15 protein-coding genes and 1 pseudogene are annotated in these 18,246 nt (G+C 64.7%); 4 read left to right on the top strand and 12 right to left on the bottom strand.

The features are described 5' to 3' along the window. Positions 1 to 44 precede the first annotated feature (44 nt). The 3 genes from BVG12_RS36005 to BVG12_RS05100 are packed head-to-tail and all read right to left on the bottom strand — an operon-like array spanning position 45 to position 3,758. The gene (locus BVG12_RS36005) at positions 45 to 683 is read right to left on the bottom strand and encodes a response regulator (RefSeq protein ID WP_502519704.1); all 639 of its coding nucleotides are present in this window, start codon (positions 681 to 683) and stop codon (positions 45 to 47) included. 29 nt (positions 684 to 712) lie between these two features. Further along, positions 713 to 3,133 (bottom strand): PAS domain-containing protein, encoded by a 2,421-nt coding sequence (locus BVG12_RS05105; protein WP_075791473.1) that lies wholly within the window; start codon positions 3,131 to 3,133, stop codon positions 713 to 715. Between the two features lie 55 nt (positions 3,134 to 3,188). Next, positions 3,189 to 3,758, bottom strand: coding sequence for a recombinase family protein (locus BVG12_RS05100; RefSeq protein WP_075791472.1), 570 nt, complete (start codon positions 3,756 to 3,758; stop codon positions 3,189 to 3,191). 208 nt (positions 3,759 to 3,966) lie between these two features. Here BVG12_RS05100 and BVG12_RS05095 point away from each other — a divergent pair. Next, a pseudogene (locus BVG12_RS05095) lies at positions 3,967 to 4,191 on the top strand (manganese efflux pump); the annotation flags it as partial. A gap of 47 nt (positions 4,192 to 4,238) precedes the next feature. On the opposite strand, the gene BVG12_RS05090 reads toward BVG12_RS05095, so the two are convergent. The 6 genes from BVG12_RS05090 to BVG12_RS05065 all read right to left on the bottom strand — a co-directional run bounded on the left by BVG12_RS05090 (position 4,239) and on the right by BVG12_RS05065 (position 12,749). Then, on the bottom strand, positions 4,239 to 4,445 hold the full coding sequence (locus BVG12_RS05090) for a hypothetical protein (RefSeq protein ID WP_075791471.1): 207 nt from the start codon (positions 4,443 to 4,445) through the stop codon (positions 4,239 to 4,241). Between the two features lie 315 nt (positions 4,446 to 4,760). Then, positions 4,761 to 6,272, bottom strand: a complete 1,512-nt coding sequence (locus BVG12_RS05085; RefSeq protein WP_075791470.1) for a tryptophan halogenase family protein — start codon at positions 6,270 to 6,272, stop codon at positions 4,761 to 4,763. Between the two features lie 25 nt (positions 6,273 to 6,297). Further along, complete coding sequence (locus BVG12_RS05080; RefSeq protein WP_075791469.1) at positions 6,298 to 7,308, bottom strand: cupin-like domain-containing protein; 1,011 nt, start codon at positions 7,306 to 7,308, stop codon at positions 6,298 to 6,300. Further along, complete coding sequence (locus BVG12_RS05075; protein WP_075791468.1) at positions 7,292 to 8,005, bottom strand: SapC family protein; 714 nt, start codon at positions 8,003 to 8,005, stop codon at positions 7,292 to 7,294. The genes BVG12_RS05080 and BVG12_RS05075 overlap by 17 nt, the downstream gene beginning before the upstream one ends. 52 nt (positions 8,006 to 8,057) lie before the next feature. Next, the gene (locus BVG12_RS05070; protein WP_075791467.1) at positions 8,058 to 9,575 is read right to left on the bottom strand and encodes a tryptophan halogenase family protein; all 1,518 of its coding nucleotides are present in this window, start codon (positions 9,573 to 9,575) and stop codon (positions 8,058 to 8,060) included. A gap of 231 nt (positions 9,576 to 9,806) precedes the next feature. Beyond that, complete coding sequence (locus BVG12_RS05065; RefSeq protein WP_075791466.1) at positions 9,807 to 12,749, bottom strand: TonB-dependent receptor; 2,943 nt, start codon at positions 12,747 to 12,749, stop codon at positions 9,807 to 9,809. A gap of 308 nt (positions 12,750 to 13,057) precedes the next feature. Here BVG12_RS05065 and BVG12_RS05060 point away from each other — a divergent pair, with 308 nt between their 5' ends. The 3 genes from BVG12_RS05060 to BVG12_RS05050 all read left to right on the top strand — a co-directional run bounded on the left by BVG12_RS05060 (position 13,058) and on the right by BVG12_RS05050 (position 16,450). Next, positions 13,058 to 13,870 carry a glycoside hydrolase family 16 protein gene (locus BVG12_RS05060; protein WP_075791465.1) on the top strand — a complete coding sequence of 271 codons (813 nt, stop codon included), beginning with the start codon at positions 13,058 to 13,060 and terminating at the stop codon, positions 13,868 to 13,870. Positions 13,871 to 13,971: 101 nt separating this feature from the next. Then, entirely contained in the window at positions 13,972 to 15,117 is a 1,146-nt protein-coding gene (locus tag BVG12_RS05055) for a serine hydrolase domain-containing protein (RefSeq protein ID WP_075791464.1), read from the top strand. Between the two features lie 61 nt (positions 15,118 to 15,178). Then, a complete protein-coding gene (locus BVG12_RS05050) occupies positions 15,179 to 16,450 on the top strand; it encodes an MFS transporter (RefSeq protein ID WP_229503808.1) in 1,272 nt (423 codons plus the stop codon). Here the strand turns inward: BVG12_RS05050 and merP are convergent. The 3 genes from merP to BVG12_RS05035 are packed head-to-tail and all read right to left on the bottom strand — an operon-like array spanning position 16,416 to position 18,232. Then, positions 16,416 to 16,721 carry a mercury resistance system periplasmic binding protein MerP gene (gene merP, locus BVG12_RS05045; RefSeq protein ID WP_075791463.1) on the bottom strand — a complete coding sequence of 102 codons (306 nt, stop codon included), beginning with the start codon at positions 16,719 to 16,721 and terminating at the stop codon, positions 16,416 to 16,418. The two genes, BVG12_RS05050 and merP, sit on opposite strands and share 35 nt — an antisense overlap. Positions 16,722 to 16,732: 11 nt before the next feature. Further along, positions 16,733 to 17,107 (bottom strand): mercuric transporter MerT family protein, encoded by a 375-nt coding sequence (locus tag BVG12_RS05040; RefSeq protein ID WP_075791462.1) that lies wholly within the window; start codon positions 17,105 to 17,107, stop codon positions 16,733 to 16,735. 6 nt (positions 17,108 to 17,113) lie between these two features. Further along, a complete protein-coding gene (locus BVG12_RS05035; RefSeq protein ID WP_075791461.1) occupies positions 17,114 to 18,232 on the bottom strand; it encodes a transglutaminase-like domain-containing protein in 1,119 nt (372 codons plus the stop codon). Positions 18,233 to 18,246 lie beyond the last annotated feature (14 nt).

The raw sequence follows: 18,246 nt of genomic DNA, 5'->3' as shown, positions 1-18,246 counted from the left end.
GCGTATGTTTTCCATTCCACAACGCCGCTCACCTTGGCAGGGTACTATCGAATTCGGCTAAAAACGGCCTTGAGTTCACTGATATCCACTGGCTTGACGAAGTGGTAGTCGAAGCCAGCCGCCTCCGACAGGACCTTGTCATGCGACTGGCCATATCCAGTCAGCGCGACCAACGTAGCACCAGCCATCGTGGAAATAGCACGCAGTCGTCGCGCCAGCTCATACCCGTCCATTCCAGGCAGTCCAATATCTAGAATGCATGCCTTCGGTTTATGGACAAGTGCATACTCCAGTGCGGTAGTTGGCTCCCCAAACATCGCTACCTGATGACCATCCGCGGCGAGCACTTCACGTAGCAATAGGGCCGCATCGGTGTTGTCGTCGACGATCATGACGGTGAGTGGCCGACTTGCAATTGCCGGATGCGGAACGTGCTCGCCTTTTCGGGCGATTTTTTCATGACTGATTGGCAGTCTAATTTTGAAGGTGCTGCCGCAGCCTGGGCCATCGCTGTGGGCTGTGACGCGGCCGCCGTGCAGCTCGACCAAACTTCTGACAAGGGACAAGCCCAGGCCGAGTCCGCCTTGCGCACGGTCTGGCGTACGTTGTCCCTGCGTAAACAGCTCAAAGATCTGGGGCAGGAGTCGGGGTTCTATTCCGATACCGTTATCTTCGACGGTAATCTCGACTTCCGTGTCACTGGCTGCAACTCTCAGGGCAATCCGCCCCCTTGAGACGTGTACTTGGCCGCGTTGTTCATGACATTCGATATCACCTGGACCAAACGAACGGGGTCTCCCAGTACCGTCGCATGAAGCGAGCCCAACTGAATAGAGAGTGTGTGTTCGCGCGACTCGATCAATGGTCTCGTTTGTTCCACTGCGTTACCGATGACCGATTTGATATCGACCGGCTGTTTGTCCAGTTCAATCAATCCTCGAGTTACCCGCGATACGTCAAGTAGGTCATCAATCAACTCTGTCATGTGATGGACTTGTCGCCCGATGATCTCGCAGGATAAGGCGACGCGCTTGGGATCGTCTGCTTTGAGCCGCAGTAGTTGTGCCGCCGTGCTGATTGGTGCCAGCGGATTGCGCAGTTCGTGTGCCAGCATCGCAAGAAATTCATCTTTGCGTCGATTTGCTTCCTGCAGCTCTTCCTGGGTTTTTTGCAGCGCCGAGACGTCAGTATTCGTACCGAACCACTGCACAACCGTGCCGCTCGCGTCCCGCAGCGGTTCGACCAAGGTATAGAACGGCCGGTAAACGCCGTCGTGACCTCTGAGCGGAAACGTCATTTCGAACCGTATGCCGGTTGCAATGGAGTGCGTCCACAGTTCGATGACCTTCGGCAATCCAACGGGGTCGTGTACGCTTTGCCAGCCCCACCCTTCCATCTCGGCCGGGGTCGTGCCGGTATAGGCATACCAACGCTCGTTGTACCAATGGATGTATCCATCTGCGTTGGCCATCCATGCCAGCTGGGGAATGGTATTTGCCAGTTGTCGTATGCGGCGGTCGGCTTCAGCAACGGCAGTGCGAATGGAAACTTGTTCGGTGATATCCATTTGTGCGGTGACTGCTCCGGTCACTGCGCCGTCAACCCCATGGATCGGCGCCGATCGGAACATGATCGTGCGGCGTGTACCGGGCGGGTCAAACGGTTCAATCTCCAGCACTTCATCGATCACCGTCTCGCCTGCCAGCGCCCGCGCGGTTGGCCACTCGTGTGGCCCCACCGGCTCTCCGAGGCGCGCTGAGTCATCGGCGAACCAGCCCTTCCACTGTGCATAGTCGTCGATACGCTCGGGCATTGGAGGATTACCCCAGATGCGCTGTGCTTCGCTATTCATAACCAAGACTTTTCCGCCCGGAGCGCTATACGCCAAACCTACCGGACTGGCTTCCAACAGCGCATTGATCCGCCGCTCGCTTTCGGCAGCAGCGTCCTGCGCGCGGCGGCGGTCCGTCACGTCCCGAAAATAGACGGACAGGCCGGCGGGCGAGGGATAGCAGTGACACTCCACCCACATGTTCAGCGGCTCGGGATAGTACTCTTCGAAATGGGTTGCCACACCCGTGTTCATCGCACGGCGGCATTCCCGGCCGAATAAAGAATTCCCCGCGTGCGGGTAGAGATTCCAAAGGCATTTGCCCAGCAGGTCTTCGGCTTTTATGCCGAGCATTTTGGCGCCAGTTTCGCTCAAATAGGTGTAACACCAGTTCCGGTCCAGAATCGCCAGCCCATCGCTGATGCTGTTCAGGACGCCCTGCAACGTATCGTGGGCCTCCTGCAGTTTGGCTTCCGCTTGCTTGCGCTCAGTGATGTCACGCGAGATTCCCAGCAACCCGGTAACACGTCCGGACTCGTCGTGATAAGGCCGCTTTTGCGAGAGCCACACGCGCTTGGTACCATCGGGAAGCGGCACCTCTTCCTCGACCTCTTCGGCCATGTTGCTATCCATGACGCGCCGATCATTGTTCATGACCGACTGCGCGGCGAACTGGTCTTCCAAGAACTCCGCATCGGTTCGGCCCAGTACACGGTCGAGGGGCTTGCCGATCAGCTCCAGCGCGGCGGGGTTGGCAAACCGCATGCGTCCATGGCAATCCTTTGCGAACATCACATCGGTCGATGTCTCGCTGATTGCGCGCATCAGTGCGACATCCTGGCGCAACGCCATTTCTGTTTGCACGCTGCGCGTCACGTTTTGCATCCATACTGTGATCGCCGCAGGGAATTCCGGCTGCAAAGGAAGTCGCTCCACGCGGCCGACCCAAACCGCATCCGCATCGTCGGGCACCGGCATCGAGAACTGGGCAATATGCCACGGCTTTCCGGTCTTCAGTACTTCTTGCATTCCCGCCTCTACACCGTTGGAAACGACGTCGGCAAATACTTCACGTAACTGGCGCCCAAGCATGTCTTCTGTGGGAGCCAGTTGCCGGTATGCTTGATTGGTGTGAAGGTAGCGCAACTCGGGCCCGATGAGGATGGCGACACACAGATCTATTGTGTCGAGCGCTGACGCTAAAAGAGCTTCTGACGTCTGGAGGGGCCGTATTACAGCATTGCCAGAGATCGGCGAACCTGCGTTGCCCCCCTGTGCGGAATTTGATAAACGTGTTGTCATAGCAAGGGCGGCTGCAATATTGGGTTTGAGGTGCAGTGGAACAGGGAGAGCCGGGTTAAGCCGGCGGCATTGCCACTTTCAGATATTGGTACAGCGTCTCACGGCTGATGCCGAACGCGCGCGCGACCGTTGCTTTTTGCTCGCCGGCGCCGACGCGACGACGCAGCTCGACAACCTGTTCGGCTGCTAGCGCCTTTTTGCGGCCGCGATACGCGCCACGTTGCTTGGCTAGAGCGATACCTTCCCGTTGCCGCTCGCCGATCAAGGCGCGCTCGAACTCCGCAAACGCTCCCATGACTGACAGCAGCAAGTTTGCCATCGGGGAGTCTTCGCCGGTAAAGCTCAGGCATTCTTTGACGAATTCGATTCGGATTCCGCGCTTGGTCAACGTCTGTACTAGCCGGCGTAGATCGTCCAGGTTGCGCGCCAAGCGGTCCATGCTATGCACGACTACCGTGTCGCCTTCGCGTGCGAACGACAGAAGTGCTTCCAGTTGCGGCCGATGCGTGTCCTTGCCCGAGGCTTTGTCCGTGAAGAGCTTGTCGACCTGGACCTGATCAAGCTGACGCTCCGCGTTTTGATCGAAACTACTGACCCGGACATAACCGATGCGTTGACCTGGCAAAATAAGCCTCCTGAACAAAGATGTGTCAGGAAAGACTCTATGACCGTTGAAGGCATATGTCAACTAATTTAGTTAACCATCCTATCCTGACGTCAATCGGTAAGTTTAGCTGACATCAGGTTAGGGTATAGCCTAACTGGACATGTCGCTTAATCCACTCGGGTGGCACGCTTAGCGCCCGATTTTTTCCGATTTCCCTATTTACCCCAGCATCGATGCGCTGGCCGTGGGCGTGGGCCTGGCGTTCATCGACGCGAACATCCTCACGGTCGCCGGCGCCATTGGCTTCTCGACGTTCATCATGGTGACGCTGGGCGTGATGGTGGGACGCGTCCTGGGCAAGCTGGTGGGCAAGCGCGCGGAACTCGCCGGCGGCGTCGTGCTGATCGCGATCGGTTGCCTGATCCTGTACGAGCACATGGGGCACGGCTGATACCGGGACGCATAACGAAACGGCGGCCGGTTGCCCGGCCGCCGTCGTCACGTCGGGCGTGGATCGCGCCCGAGTTTCGCCTCGTAGTTGGCGTCGCCCGGGCGCTTGATTTGCTTATCGGGGTTAATGTTCAGGAGCGTGGTGAGATAGTCCGAAACCGACCGAGCTGTTGCCGGCGCCGAACAGCGATTCGCCTCGACGAGGTATTGCGAGTTCGGGTTCTTGGCCGTCACGAAGTAACCGTTCGGGCTCATCGGCAGACTCAGGTTCAGGCCCTGAAACTGTTGCGCACGGGGCGGCCGGGAACGCACAGCGCGCTTCGGGATTGACCGATTTGCCCGCTGGAAACGTTCTAAATCTTAGCGACGAGCCTCCGCAGTTGTCACGATGAATCCTGCGGCGAGGTTCCGACTGATGCTGTCGAGCAACGATCTGTGAAACGGCTGTGACAGTCTGGTTAGACCTTTGAGAAAGAAATTCTCAAAGTGGCAAGGTTGCGAGCGTTATCTATTCGATTTGCGCACGCTCGTGCGCGGCCGCCGGCGCCAGGCCGGCGGGGGCCTGCAGGATTATGGCTTGCCGGCCGGGCAGTAGCGCTCCACGTATTGCTGGTGCGGCGGCAGCTGCGACACAGTGCGGCGCACGCCGTTCCGGATGCCGTCCAGGAAGCCGCGCAGTTCCTCAATGCCCATCAGGTCCGCGCTCGGGTGCCAGCGCTCGGGCGTGAGGCCCTGGCCCAGCATCACCTGCACCCACGAGTTCTCCGCGAACAGCTCGTTCCCGTCGCGGAACACGCGGCCGCCGTCGCGGAACAGGTCGATGCGGTGCTGCAGGCTGTCCGGCACGGGCATCAACGCGGCGTCGATCCAGTAGGGCGAGTCGCGGCGGTTGGTGACTTTGTAGTGCAGGATGATGAAGTCGCGGATCGTGCGGATGTCGTCCGCGCTCTGGGCGTTGAACTCGTCGATGTCGGACTGCTGGATGCCGTGCGACGGGAACGCCTGCAAGAGGCGCACGATACCGCGCTGGATCAGGTGGATACTGGTCGACTCGATCGGTTCCAGGAAGCCGCTCGCCAGACCGAGGCCGATGCAGTTGCCGGCCCAGACCTGCTTGCGCTGGCCGGGCTTGAAGCGGATCACGCGCGGCTCCGTCAGGACTTTTCCTTCGACGTTGCCGAGCAGCGCCGCGCGCGCCATGTCTTCGCCGATGTGGCGGCTGGAGAACACGATGCCGTTGCCGGTGCGGTGCTGCAGCGGGATGCGCCATTGCCAGCCCCAGTCGTGGGCCATGGAACGCGTCAGCGGGATGGCCGGACCGGTCGATTCCGTCTGCACGGCGATCGCGCTGTCGTTGAACAGCCATTGCGACCAGTCCTCGTACTCGACGCCCATCGTCTGGCCGAGCAGCAGCGAGCGGAAGCCGGTGCAGTCGATGAACAGGTCGCCCTCGATGCGCGTGCCCGAGTCCAGTACGAGCGCGGTGATGTGGCCCGTGGCGGGATCGGTGTCGACGCTGGCGATCTTCGCTTCGATGCGCTGCGTGCCAAAATGTTCGGAGAAGCGGCGCAGGTAGCGGGCGTAGCGCGTCGCGTCCAGGTGGTAGGCGTAGTTGATGCCCTGGTTGGGCAGGTGGCCGAAGCGATGCTCCCGCGACGCGACCAGTTCCAGGCAGTAGTCGCCGTAGTCGCCGGCCAGGCCGCGGTCGCGGCCCTTGAGCCAGAAGTGCTGGAAGCCGGCCGTCCAGTGGTCCGTGCCCGTCATGCCGAACGAGTGGATGTAATCCTCGCCGCGCGCGCGCCAGCCTTCGAAGCTGATGCCCAATTTAAAGGTGGCCTGTGTGGCGGCCATGAATTCCTGTTCGCCGATGTCCAGCAGGCGGTGGAAGTGCACGAGGCTGGGAATCGTCGCTTCGCCCACGCCGACGGTGCCGATGTCGTCGGATTCGACGAGCTTGATGTCGAGGACCTTGCCGAGGGTGCGCGACAGCGCCGCCGCGGCCATCCAGCCGGCGGTGCCGCCGCCGGCGATCACGACGCGGCGGATCGGGCGGCCGCGGTCCTGTTGGTTATTGTTGTCCATGTCTCCTCCTGGCTTTATCGCTTATTTACCTGTTAATGCGGCGCAGCAGCTGGCCGCGCAGCACGCGCGCCCCGTCGTCGTCGAGCGGCGACAGCGCATAGCGCGCATTCTCCGGCAGGTGCGCGAGGTTCGCGGGATCCGGCTCGAAGATGTAGTGGCGGAAGATTTCCTGCCACGCGCGGCGCTGCTCGGGCGGCAGTTCGCGCATCGTCAGGATCGCGAGCATCAGCGCGTTCGTCGGCGTGTCCATGTAGTCCGGCGACTGGCGCCACCAGTAGTTCACGAGCACGTTGAACGCGGACAGCGCTTCCACGTGGTGCCACCACATCGACGGAATGAACAGCGCGTCGCCCGGCCCCATTTCGGCCACTTCGGCGTGCTGCATCGCTTCGGCATAGCGTGGAAAGCGGTCGAGGTCCGGGTTGCGCACGTCGACGAGGCTGATGGCCTGGCCGGCCGGGTTGAAATCGAGCGGGCCGACGTAGAGGTTCTTCAGCTGGTCCGGCGGGAACAGCGTGAAGCGGCGCTCGCCGACGGCCACGACGGCCAGGTTGTCCGGCAGGTCGTAGTGCGTGGCGACGACCGTGCGGTTGCCGATCCAGATGCTGGCGAGCGCGTCGCGGCCGTCCAGGTCGACGTCGTTGGCGGCGCGCAGGCCGGGCAGGGCGCCGTCGATCGACGTCGAGCCGACATAGATCGCGCCGGGGTCCGGCCGCGCGCGATGGGCGGCCAGTTCGTCGAGCACCTGGTCGAGCCGGGCGCGCACGTTGTGGAAGTTGAAGCCGGTGATCGTGTCGTTGTAGAAGAAGCGGCCGCCGATCTGCGGCGGACCAAGCATCGCATTCACGGTCGCGTCACGATAAAACCCGCGCAGATAGGCTTCCGCGCTTTCCGCCGATGCGCGGCCGGCGCGCACGAGCGGCCAGCCAGCCGCGAGGCCGCGCACGATGTAAGGGCGCGTCGCGCGCAGCATCTCGTCCGGCAGGCGGCCGTCGACCGCCGCCACTTCGCGCACGTATTTAACGCTGGCTGTCATTGGCGCGGTTCTTCCGTTGGATCAGGCCGCGGAACTGGGACAGCGACGCCACCGCCATATAGATCGCCTGCAGATAGCCGTCGCGGTGCAGGCGCGCGAGCTGGTCGGCCGACAGCTGCGCCAGGCGGTCTTCATTGATCGTGTAGAAGCCGGCCAGGCGGTTCTGCGAGCCGTCGTCCAGTTCCACGTCGAGCACGAACGATTCGATCAGTTCCAGTTCGACGAGCGCCGCGACGAACGCGCGCGACGCCGCCAGGCCTTCGTGGATGGTGCGCAGCACGGAGGTGATGCGCTCCAGGTACTCGCTCGTGCCGCCGTAGGTGAGGAACAGCGCCTCGCCCTCGATGCCGCCGTCGCGCACGCGCGGGCTGTCCAGGTCGATGTGGACGGACAGCTCCTCGCCGCCGCGGCCGATCATGAAGGGCTGGCGCTCGACGGTCAGCGGAATCGTCGGCGCGTCCCAGCCGTCCGGGCCCAGGAACAGGTTCTCGCCTTGTTCGAACCCGAGCAGGGCGATGGCATCGTAGCCGCCGTTGCCGTCCTGCGCGAAGACGATGGGGTAGCACGCGGCCAGGTCCCGGAATTCGGCCGGGAAGGTCAGTGCGGACATCACGGCGTCGCCATAGGCCGCGCCGCGGGTGGTGACGATGCGCAGGTTCTTGTGGTCGACGTTGTTCAGGGGGGCATGGTTGGGCATCTTTGCTTGTCTCTCGTTTGTCGTTATTGTCGGGTGCGTGCCGGCGCAGCGGTCAGCGCGGCATGCCGTACTGGCGGATGTGGTCGAGCATCTCGCGGTTCGCGGGCAGCAGCGGCAGCATGCGGGCGGTCAGCCGCGCGGCCTCGCGGAAATATTGGGACGCAGCCGCAGGCAGATCGGAGGCGCGCGCCGTCAATTCGGGCCGGAAGCCCATCCCGTACAGGACGTACTGCCAGCTGGCCGACGGGAAGATCTCCTCGATGCGCGGAAAATCGCGCCGCGACGGCGTGCGCGTGCGCCACAGCGCGAGCAGTTCGCGCAGGCGCGCCGGCTGCGTGTGCCCGGCGCGGTGATCCAGCCAGTAGCCGGAATCGGTGCGCTTCGACAGCACGTAGTGCAGCTTGAGGAAGTCGATGATGCGTTCCCAACGGTAGGTAAAGGCCTCGTTGAAGCGTGCGGCGATCGGGGCCATCTGCGCGCGCGTGGCGGGCAGGTCGTCGGCCAGCCAGGCCGCGGACAGTTCCACCAGCGCGAGCGCGGACGCTTCCAGCGGCTCGATGAACCCCGCGGACAACCCGATGGCGACGACGTTGCGTTCCCAGAAGCGGGCGCGGTAGCCAGGGTCGAACGCGATCTTGCGCGGCGCCGGGATCTCCGTGTCGCCCAGGTAGGCGCGCAGCGCCGCTTCCGCCTCGTCGTCGCTGCAATGGGCGCTGGAATACACGTGGCCGACGCCGCGCCGCGACGGCAGGCCGATGTCCCAGATCCAGCCGCAGGCCTGCGCCGTGGACGTGGTCTGCGACGCGATCGGCGTGTCGGGTGCGGGGTAGGGCACTTGCACGGCCAGCGCGCGGTCGTTGAACAGCACGTCGCGCCGCGACACGAACGGCACGCCGTAGTGGCGGCCCAGCAGCAGCGACGCCATGCCGGTGCAATCGACGAACAGATCGCCTTCGATCGCGCCGGCCTCGCGCGTGCGCAACGCCGCGATGTCGCCGTCGCTCGTCGCCACGATGTCGTCGACGTGGGCCGGCACGTGGCGCACGCGCAGGTTGTCGATGCAGTGTTTTTGCAAAAAGACGCCGAATTTGCCGGCGTCCAGGTGGTAGCCGTAGTTGGCCACGCCCGCGTATTCCGGCGTCTGCGGCTGTTTCGGCGCGCGGCCTTGCACGCACAGGTGCGGCTGGTAGCTCACGAGATCCGCGAACGGGATGTCATGGTGGCCGTGCTGCCACGCCGCCGCCAGATTGGCCTCGCCATAGCCCTGGGGGAGGGAAAACGGGTGGAAATAGACGTCATCGTCGCTGCCGTCGACCCAGCGGTCGAAGCGCGAACCCTGCTTGAAGGCGGCGTCGCATTCGCGGAAGAACGCGGCTTCGGACACGCCGATGCGCTGCAGGGTGTCGCGCATGGACGGCCACGTGCCTTCGCCGACACCGATGGGCGGCACGCCCGGCGATTCGACGAGGGTGACGGAAAGGCGTGGATGTTCGGCGGCGAGGACGGCCGCCGTCAGCCAGCCGGCGGAGCCGCCGCCGACCACCACGACGTGTTCGATGGGTTTACTCATCACAGCTTCCTTTTTTCCGGTGGGCCGCATGAGTCTACCTGAAGCGCTGTATTTGGAACAACTTTTTATCCGCTGAAACCGATTACGGAAGGCTGGCCGTACGTCGTTCCCGTGAAAGCGGGAACCCATACCGAGGCAAAGATTCCGTACTCTGGAGATACCGCGATGTCTCTGCGAGTCGGCTTCGATATATCAGCATGGGTTCCCGCCTGCGCGGGAACGACGGTTATTTTAGAACTTGTAGCGCGCGCCCAGCATATAACGCGGCCCCGACTGCGTCACATACAACGCCTGATGCGAGGTGCGGCCGTGGACGCGGCTCGTCTCGTTCGTCAGGTTGATGCCTTCGAACTGCAGGCTCAGTTTCGACGTCAGATTGTAGCCCACCGACAGGTCGAGCTGACCGTACGGCTCCACGTAGTTCGGGTTCGGACCGGCCCCGTCGAACGTCGAGGACAGGAACTCGCCGCGCCAGTTGTAGGCCGCGCGCACGTTCCACTTGTCGTTCTCGTAGATGCCGACGAGGTTGGCGGAGTTCGACAGGCCGACCAGTGCGAACTGCTCGCCCACGCTGGCGTTGTCGTAGCGCAGACCCGAGTGCACGTACGTATAGTTCGCCGAGATGCCGAAGCCGGTGCTGCCGAACATGTGCTGGAGGTTGAGTTCCAGGCCGTTCAGGCTCGCCTTCTTCTGGTTCGAGAACGACGTGATCTGGAAGTGCGCGATCGGGTCGCCCGGCTGGCCGACGATGGAGCCGGTCGGGTTGCCGCTGCTGTCCTTGCCCGTCACCGTCACGCCCGGCGCCGTCGGATGGTGCGTGAAGATGTAGTTGCGGATGCAGGCGGTGTCGGCGCCGCAGCCGGATGCCGCCGCCTCGTTCCACAGCGCGCCGCCGACGGGCGTGTGCAGGTTGAACGGCGTGGCGTCGAGCTTCGACTGGCCCGCGTAGTTTTCCAGGTCTTTATAGAAGGCGTTGACCGAGAAGAAGCTGTCCTTCCCGTAGTACCACTCCCACGACAGGTCGAAGTTCTTCGACTTGACGGGCTTCAGCGCCGGGTTGCCCTGGGAGCCCGTGCCGCCGTCGACGCGCGCCAGCGTATTCAGGATCTGGCCGCCGGCGATCTGGTCGTAGCGCGGACGGCCGATCGTCTCGCCATAGCTCGCGCGCACCTTCATGTCGTCGCGCAGGTCCATGTCCCAGTCGATCGACGGCAGCAGGTTGTGGTACTTGCCGGTCAGCGTCGTGAACGACGGCGCGCCGAACTGCACGGGGAATTCGTTCGCGGACACCATCGTGATCGAGGTCGCCGTGGGCACGAGTGCCGTGGAGACGACGTCCGTCTTTTCGTAGCGCACGCCGATCGCGGTGTGCATCGGCATCGCCGTGTCCCAGTCCGTGTTGAACTGCAGGTACAGGTTCTTCGACTTTTCCTCGGTGCGCTGGTCGGTGTCGAACGTGTTCTTCGGCAGGTACATCTCGGGCATGCCCGAAGCCTTGGACACGACGTCCCGCACCTGGGCGAAGTTGAACGTGTAGAAGCGGTTGAACAGGTTCGGGTTCTGGCTGCCGGCCAGCTGGTCGAAATACTGGCGCACGGTGTCGGCGTGCCACAGGCTGCTCGGGTAGTCGGACGGCTTCGTCGCGCCGGTCCACGCGTCGCGCTGCTGGGTCGAGAACGCGGAGCGGTTCTTGACGTTGATGGCGCCCAGGCCGAAGTTCAGGTTCGACGAATCCAGCATGCGCAGGCGGCCCTTGAACTGGGCCTGCGACACTTCACCCTTCATGTAGCCGTTCTGGAACACGGAGCCCGTGACCTGCTGCGGCGCGTTCACGAAGTCCGCGCCCTTGATCGACAGGACGGGGAATTCCTGCGAAAAGTCGGCCGTCGTGTCGCCGCGGGAAAAGCTCGCGGTGCCGAGCGTATTGCTGGAGCCGAACGGGCTGTCCGCCTTCGATTCCGCGGTCGAATGGTGCGCGTCCAGTTCGAATTTCAGGTCCTTCGTCGCGCGCCACTGGGTGTTGAACCCGATCGACTTGTTCTGGGTCTTGGTGGCGAAATTGGCGCCGCCCATCGCGATGTCGCTGTTCCCGGCGGGGATGAATTCCGTGTAGACGAGCGGCGCGGCGACCGGGCCGTTGGTCCACGTCGACGCCGACGGGCCGAAGTTGAACCATGCCGAGACGTCGTTGCGCTTCGTCTGCAGCTTGTTTTCCGAGTACGTGTAGTCGAGGGTGGTCGTCAGTTCCTTGACCGGCGCCCACTGCAAGGTCAGCTGGCCGTTGGTGCGCTGGCGCTTCACGCCCGTCATGCTGTAGTTCAGGTTCTGCGGGACTTCGTAGATGTCGGTGGCCTTCGGGTGGTTGACGACGTTGGCCGCGCCCGCGGTGCCGGCGTTCGGGATCGTGCCCCAGTTGTTCTCGTCGCCGCGGAACGGACCGCGCCAGCCGTTACCGACGGACGCCTGGTTGAAGCCCAGATTGCGCTCCTGGTAGCTGGCCGACACGCCCAGGCCCCAGTGGCCGTCCTTCGACGTCGTCGAATAGATGCCCGAGAATTCCGGCGTCGTCGAGCTGCTGGCCTTGACGTCGCCCGGCAGGTTGTTGTTGGACGTGTCGTGCACGGCCTTGATGCCGATGCTGGAATACGTGCCCAGCTTGTCCAGCGGACGCGCCGTGATCACGTTGACGGTGGCGCCGATGCCGCCCGTCGGGGTCTCGGCGCGGCTCGTCTTGTAGACCTGCAGCTGCGAGATCGCTTCCGACGCCAGGTTCGAGAAGTCGAACGAGCGGCCGTTCAGGTCGCCCAGGTTCGACGTCGGCATCTGCCGGCCGTTCAGCAGCACCATGTTGAAGTCGGGGCCCACGCCGCGCACGGTGATCTTCTGGCCTTCGCCGTTCACGCGGTCGATCGAGACGCCGGAGATGCGCTGCAGCGATTCGGCCAGGTTCGTGTCGGGGAATTTGCCGATATCCTCGGCGACGATGCCGTCGACGATACCGTCCGACTGGCGCTTCAGGTTCAGCGACGAGGCCAGCGACTGGCGCAGGCCGGTCACGACGACTTGCTGGACGGCCGTGGTGGGGATGTCGCCGCCGCGGGTGTCGTCGGCCGCTGTGGTCTGGGCATGGGCCGGGACGAGGGCGGCGCAGGCGCTCGCCACAGCCAGGCTCATCAGTCTTTGGTTTGCCTTGGGGTAATGCATTGGATCTCCTCTGTTTTTCTCTCTGTTATTCACCGCTTCTGCACTGGCTGTCTTCCAATCCGTCGCTCCTCCTTGTTTTCCATTTGCGTGGAAACGTTTCCATATTGTGCTGGAATCTTATGTTCAGAAAAACAATTGTCAACGGAATATTCAGTAGTTCGTGGCCGAAACAGCACACTACGCAGCGGCGCCCGTTTGACATCGAAAAATCGGCGGTGCTATATTGGAAACTGGCTGGAACCGTTTCCAAGCTGCATACACTTGTCGAAGGAGAACCGATGGCCATGCTCCGGATCGCGACAATCCTGTCCGCCTGCCTGTGCCTCTCGAATCCGGCCGCCGCGCAGGCGCCCACGCAACTGCCCACGCAGCCGCCCGGCTGGGTACTGGACTGGAGCGACGAATTCGACGGCCCCGTGCTGGACAAATCCAAATGGGTCGCCGAGACGGGCGGCAACGGCTGGGGCAACCAGGAACTGGAGTTTTATACGGCGCGGCCGGAAAACGTGCGCGTCGACGGCGGCAACCTCGTCATCGAGGCGCGCCGCGAGGACTACGGCGGGCGGCATTACACGTCCGCGCGCATCAAGACGGCGGGCAGAATCGAGCGCATGTACGGGCGCTACGAGGCCCGCATCAGGATACCGCGCGGGCAGGGCATGTGGCCCGCGTTCTGGCTGCTCGGCGCGAACGTCGGCCAGGTCGGCTGGCCGCGCTGCGGCGAGATCGACATCATGGAAAACATCGGCCGCGAGCCGGCTATCGTCCACGGCACCCTGCACGGCCCCGGCTACAGCGGCGACAAGGCCATCGGCAAGCCGCAGGTGCTCGACAAAGGCACCTACGCCGACGACTTCCATATTTACGCCGTCGAATGGGAGCCGCGCGAGATCCGCTGGTACCGCGACGGCATCCTGTACCACACGGCGCGGGCCGACACCGCCACCGGCGACTGGGTGTTCGAACATCCGTTCTTCGTGATCCTCAACCTGGCCGTGGGCGGCGGCTGGCCCGGCAATCCGGACGCCACGACGTCGTTCCCGCAGCAGATGCTCGTCGACTACGTGCGCGTGTACAAGCGCGCGCGTTGATCCTCATATACATATTGTCATGACGAAGTTAGCGCTCCCATGGCATGATGGCGGGCTGCGGCGCCGCGCGGGGCGGTGCCGGACAGGGAGTGGAGCGACGCATGCGGTTCGGGACGTGGTTGGCGGCGGGTGTGACGGTGTTGACGATGGCGGGCTGCGCGCCGCCGCTGCGGCCGCTGCAGTCGCTGTCCGATCCCGAGATCCAGCGCATCATGCGGCGCGAACAGGTGCAAGGCCTGGCGCTGGCGACCATCGAGAACGGGCAGGTCGCGAAAGTGAAGGTGTACGGCACGCGCAACGCCGCCCTCGGCCAGCCGCTGGCGCCCGACACGGTGATGACCGGCGCGTCGCTCACGAAGACGGCGTTCGCCTACATGCTGCTGCAGCTGGCGGATGAAGGAAAACTGGACCTGGATGCGCCCGTCGCGAGGCTGCTCCCGCATCCGCTGCCCGCGTACCACGAGCGTCCCTTCGACTTCTCCGACCTGGCGGGCGATCCGCGCTGGCAGGCGATCACGCCGCGCATGCTGCTCGCGCATGGCGGCGGCTTCGCCAACTTCCGCTGGCTGGAACCGGACGGCCGTCTGCGCATCCACTTCGATCCGGGCACGCGCTACGCCTATTCGGGCGAGGGCTATATGCTGCTGCAGCTGATCGTCGAACGCGGGCTCGGGCTGGATGTCGGGGAAGAGATGCAGCGCCGCGTGTTCGACCGCTTCGGCATGCGCCACACGAGCATGCACTGGCGCCCCGAGTTCGCGGAGAACGTGGCGGACGGCTATGGCTTCGACGGCGTGATGCAGCCGCACGAACGGCGCTACCGGGTGCGCGCGGCCGGCTCGATGGACACGACGATCGCCGACCAGGCGAAGCTGTGGGCCGGCATCATGCGCGGCGACGGCCTCCGTCCGGACACGCGCGCCGCGTTCTCGACGGGCTGGCTGCCGATCACGTCGCGCCACCAGTTCCCCACGCTGGCCGGCTTTGAGACCGAGTGGCCGCAGAAGCTGGCGGCGGGCCTGGGCGTCGTCACGTTCGAGGACCGGTCGGGCCCCGGCTGGTTCAAGGGCGGCCACGACGACACGACGGCCGACTTCGTGCTGTGCCTGGAGACCGGCCAGCGTTGTGTCGTGATGCTGTCGAACGACGTGCGCGCGGAGCGCCTGTATCCGGAGCTGGGGCGGCAGGCGCTCGGTCCCGACGACATGCCGTGGAGCTGGGAATTTGACTGGATGGATGCACCCTGAGCCCCGTCCGGCAAGGATCGCCGCCGCGCGTTACACTTGTCGCTTTGACCGGAGCACGAGTTTGACCCCACCGCCTTTGCCCACCCAGGTGCGCGACCGTCCGCGGCATGACGGCGCGCGCCATGACGGCGCGCCCCATGCCGATATGCCGACGTGGCTGATGCTCCTGATCGCGGCCGCCTGCGGCCTGATCGTCGCGAACCTGTATTACGTCCAGCCGCTCGTCGGCCCGATCCGCGAGGCCATCGGCTTGCCGGCCGGCGCCGCGGGCCTGCTCGTCACGCTCACGCAGCTCGGCTATTGCGCCGGCCTGCTGCTCGTCGTGCCGCTGGGCGACCTGCTGGAAAACCGCCGGCTCGTGCTGGCGCTCGTCGCCGTGCTGGTGGTGGCGCTCGTGGCGGCACCCATCGTCCCGGGCCTCGGTCATCCGGTGCCCGCGTTCCTCGCGTGTTCGCTGCTGATCGGCTTCGCGGCCGTCGCCGTGCAGGTGCTCGTGCCGTACGCGTCGCACATGGCGCCCGAACACGTGCGCGGCCGCGTGGTCGGCAATATCGTCAGCGGCCTGATGTTCGGCATCATGCTGGCGCGTCCGGTCGCCAGTTTCATCACCCACGTGTGGTCGTGGCAGGGCGTGTACGCGCTGTCTGCCGTGCTGATGGTGGTGCTGGGGATCGTGCTGCGCATGCTGCTGCCCACGCGCCGCCCGCATTCGACCTTGGGATATGTGGCCCTGCTGGCATCGATGCGGGGCCTCGTGCGCGACCTGCCGGTGCTGCGCCGCCGCGCGATCTACCAGGCCGGCATGTTCGGCGCGTTCAGCGTGTTCTGGACCGTCGTGCCTCTGCTGCTGGCCAGCCCGGCCTACGGCATGAACCAGCGCGACATCGCCTGGTTCGCGCTGGCCGGCGTCGCGGGCACGATCGCGGCGCCCATCTCGGGCCGCGTGGCGGACCGCGGCTGGACCCGCCCCGCGACGGCGTTCTGCATGCTCCTCGGCCTGCTGTCCTTCGTGCCGACGCTGGGTGCGGCGGGCGGAGGCAAGCTGAGTCTGGGCCTGCTGGTGGCGGCCGCCATCGCGCTGGACTTCGCCGTGTCGGGCAATCTCGTGCTGGGCCAGCGGGCGATCTACGCGCTGGGCGCCGAGGTGCGCGGCCGCGTCAACGGCTTGTACATGGCGACGTTCTTCCTGGGCGGCGCGACGGGGTCGGCGCTGGGCGCGTGGAGCTTCGCGCACGGCGGCTGGCATGCCGCGTGCGCCGTGGGGATGGGATTGATCGGGGCGGTGCTGCTGGTGTTCCTCACCGAGCCCCGGGGGGGCACTTCGAGGTCTTGAGCATCGCCGGATAGCCGACGTCCTCCGTCGCCTTCTTCAGATCGGCGACGGTGGCCTGCGCGTCGTCGTAGACGATGACGGCTTCGCGCTTCTCGTAGCTGACCTTCACCTTCGACACGCCCGGCACCTTGGCCAGCGCCGTCTTGATGGTGATGGGGCAGGTGGCGCAGTCCATCGTCGGGACGTTGAGCGATACGGTCTGCTGCTTGGCCAACGCCAGCGGCGCGGCGGCGGCCATTGCAAGAAGGGCGAGGGTGCGGGTGAGTGTCATGGTGGCGGTCCTCAATAGAACAATGGGGCGATCAGCGGAAAGCCGAGCAACAGCGCGACGAACAGGGCGCAGGCGATGAACACGCGGCGCATCAGCGGACGCGTCGTGGCGCAGTCGCCGTCCGCGATGTCGCAGGCGCGGGCCGGGCGGAACACGAGCCAGCCGGCCCACGCCAGCGCGCCGAGCGTCAGCGCGATCGCATACGGCGTGACCGGTTTCAAGGCCTGCAGATTGGCCATCCACGCACCCGTCACGCCGACCAGCACGAGCACGAGCGGCACCACGCAGCACGTGGACGCGAGCAGCGATGCCAGCACGGCGACGGCGATCAGCCGGCCGGCCTTGCGTTCCGCGGGTTCGAGAGGTTGACGGGCGAGCGTGGGCATAGAGGGTCAGATCGCGCGCGACGTGATGGTGTACTTGAACGCTTCCGGATCGAGCGAATCGTACGCTTCCCCGCGGCACTGCGCCTGCGGGTACATCAGGAAGCCGACCTTGCCCGCGACGGAGCCGGGCAGGCGCACGTCGTGGGCGAAGTTATAGCCCATCCAGTTGCCTTCCCAGCCGCCGAACAGCGCGCGCTTGACGGGGGCGACGACGGGGTTGTCCGGGTCCTTGATCCAGTTCGGCGTTTCCTGGCGCATGACCTTGGCCACGTCCGCCGGGTCCATCGCGACCCAGCCGTGCTGCTTCAGGTAGACCTCCGAACGGCAGTGCTGGGCGCCCTGCAGCGATTGCGGCTTGCCGCCCAGTTCCTTGTAGCCGAAGCTGCTCGGCGCGATGCGGATGCCGTAGACGTCGCGCGCCGGCACGCCTGACGCGCGGCACAGGCCCACGAACAGGCCGTTCAGGTCGGCGCACTTGCCGCCGAAGTTACCCGTCTCCAGCATGGTCTTGATGTCGCCCGTGCCGCAGCCTTTCACTTTCGGCTCGCGGAACGTGTTCAGTACGATCCAGTCGTAGATGCGCTGGACCTTTTCTTCGTCCGTGCGCGCGCCCTTGGTGATCGTCAGCGACGTCTTCTTGACGATGCCGTCCAGCGGCAGCAGGTCGGTCGGCTGCAGCCACACGCGCAGGTCGTCGGCGTCCTCCTTGCCCGGCGTGCGGGTTTTCCAGTTTTCCGCGCGGTCGCGGGTCTGGATGCGCGACACGACTTCCAGCACCGGCGGCGCATTGCCGTCGAATTCGGCGACGAGGAAGCGCGCGCCGTAGTGCGGGTCGCTGTCGACGTGGGCGCGGGTGGCGTTGCCGGACCAGTTGTTCGACAGGCTGCGCTGCCAGTCGGTGTCGATGGACGGCAGCGGAATCCACACGGTCGACGGACCGGCCGCGCGCTGCAGGGCCACCTTCGTCACCACCTCGTAACTTTTCCAGTCGCCCGGACGCGGGTCGAAATGGCGTTCCTGCTCTTCCGCCGCCAGCAAGGTGCGGGGCAGGGCGGCAGTCAGTGCGAGGCCGCCGGCCGCTTTCAGCAGCGCGCGGCGGGCGGTTTTCAGGCTGGTGTCTTGCATGGCGTGTATCCCTC

It is taken from the genome of Massilia putida, assembly GCF_001941825.1.
Classification (GTDB): Bacteria; Pseudomonadota; Gammaproteobacteria; order Burkholderiales; family Burkholderiaceae_D; genus Telluria; species Telluria putida.
Note: the sequence above shows the minus strand (reverse complement) of the source record. Positions and strands in the feature narration are given on the sequence as shown.

Bases quoted from the DNA above. Each gene is read 5' to 3' on its own strand.
- BVG12_RS05060 (WP_075791465.1), top strand. From the start codon at position 13,058: ATGGCCATGCTCCGGATCGCGACAATCCTGTCCGCCTGCCTGTGCCTC.
- BVG12_RS05085 (WP_075791470.1), bottom strand. From the start codon at position 6,272: ATGGACAACAATAACCAACAGGACCGCGGCCGCCCGATCCGCCGCGTC.
- BVG12_RS05035 (WP_075791461.1), bottom strand. From the start codon at position 18,232: ATGCAAGACACCAGCCTGAAAACCGCCCGCCGCGCGCTGCTGAAAGCG.
- BVG12_RS05075 (WP_075791468.1), bottom strand. From the start codon at position 8,005: ATGCCCAACCATGCCCCCCTGAACAACGTCGACCACAAGAACCTGCGC.
- merP (WP_075791463.1), bottom strand. From the start codon at position 16,721: ATGACACTCACCCGCACCCTCGCCCTTCTTGCAATGGCCGCCGCCGCG.
- BVG12_RS05090 (WP_075791471.1), bottom strand. From the start codon at position 4,445: ATGAGCCCGAACGGTTACTTCGTGACGGCCAAGAACCCGAACTCGCAA.
- BVG12_RS05055 (WP_075791464.1), top strand. From the start codon at position 13,972: ATGCGGTTCGGGACGTGGTTGGCGGCGGGTGTGACGGTGTTGACGATG.
- BVG12_RS05070 (WP_075791467.1), bottom strand. From the start codon at position 9,575: ATGAGTAAACCCATCGAACACGTCGTGGTGGTCGGCGGCGGCTCCGCC.
- BVG12_RS05080 (WP_075791469.1), bottom strand. From the start codon at position 7,308: ATGACAGCCAGCGTTAAATACGTGCGCGAAGTGGCGGCGGTCGACGGC.
- BVG12_RS05065 (WP_075791466.1), bottom strand. From the start codon at position 12,749: ATGAGCCTGGCTGTGGCGAGCGCCTGCGCCGCCCTCGTCCCGGCCCAT.
- BVG12_RS05105 (WP_075791473.1), bottom strand. From the start codon at position 3,133: ATGACAACACGTTTATCAAATTCCGCACAGGGGGGCAACGCAGGTTCG.
- BVG12_RS05040 (WP_075791462.1), bottom strand. From the start codon at position 17,107: ATGCCCACGCTCGCCCGTCAACCTCTCGAACCCGCGGAACGCAAGGCC.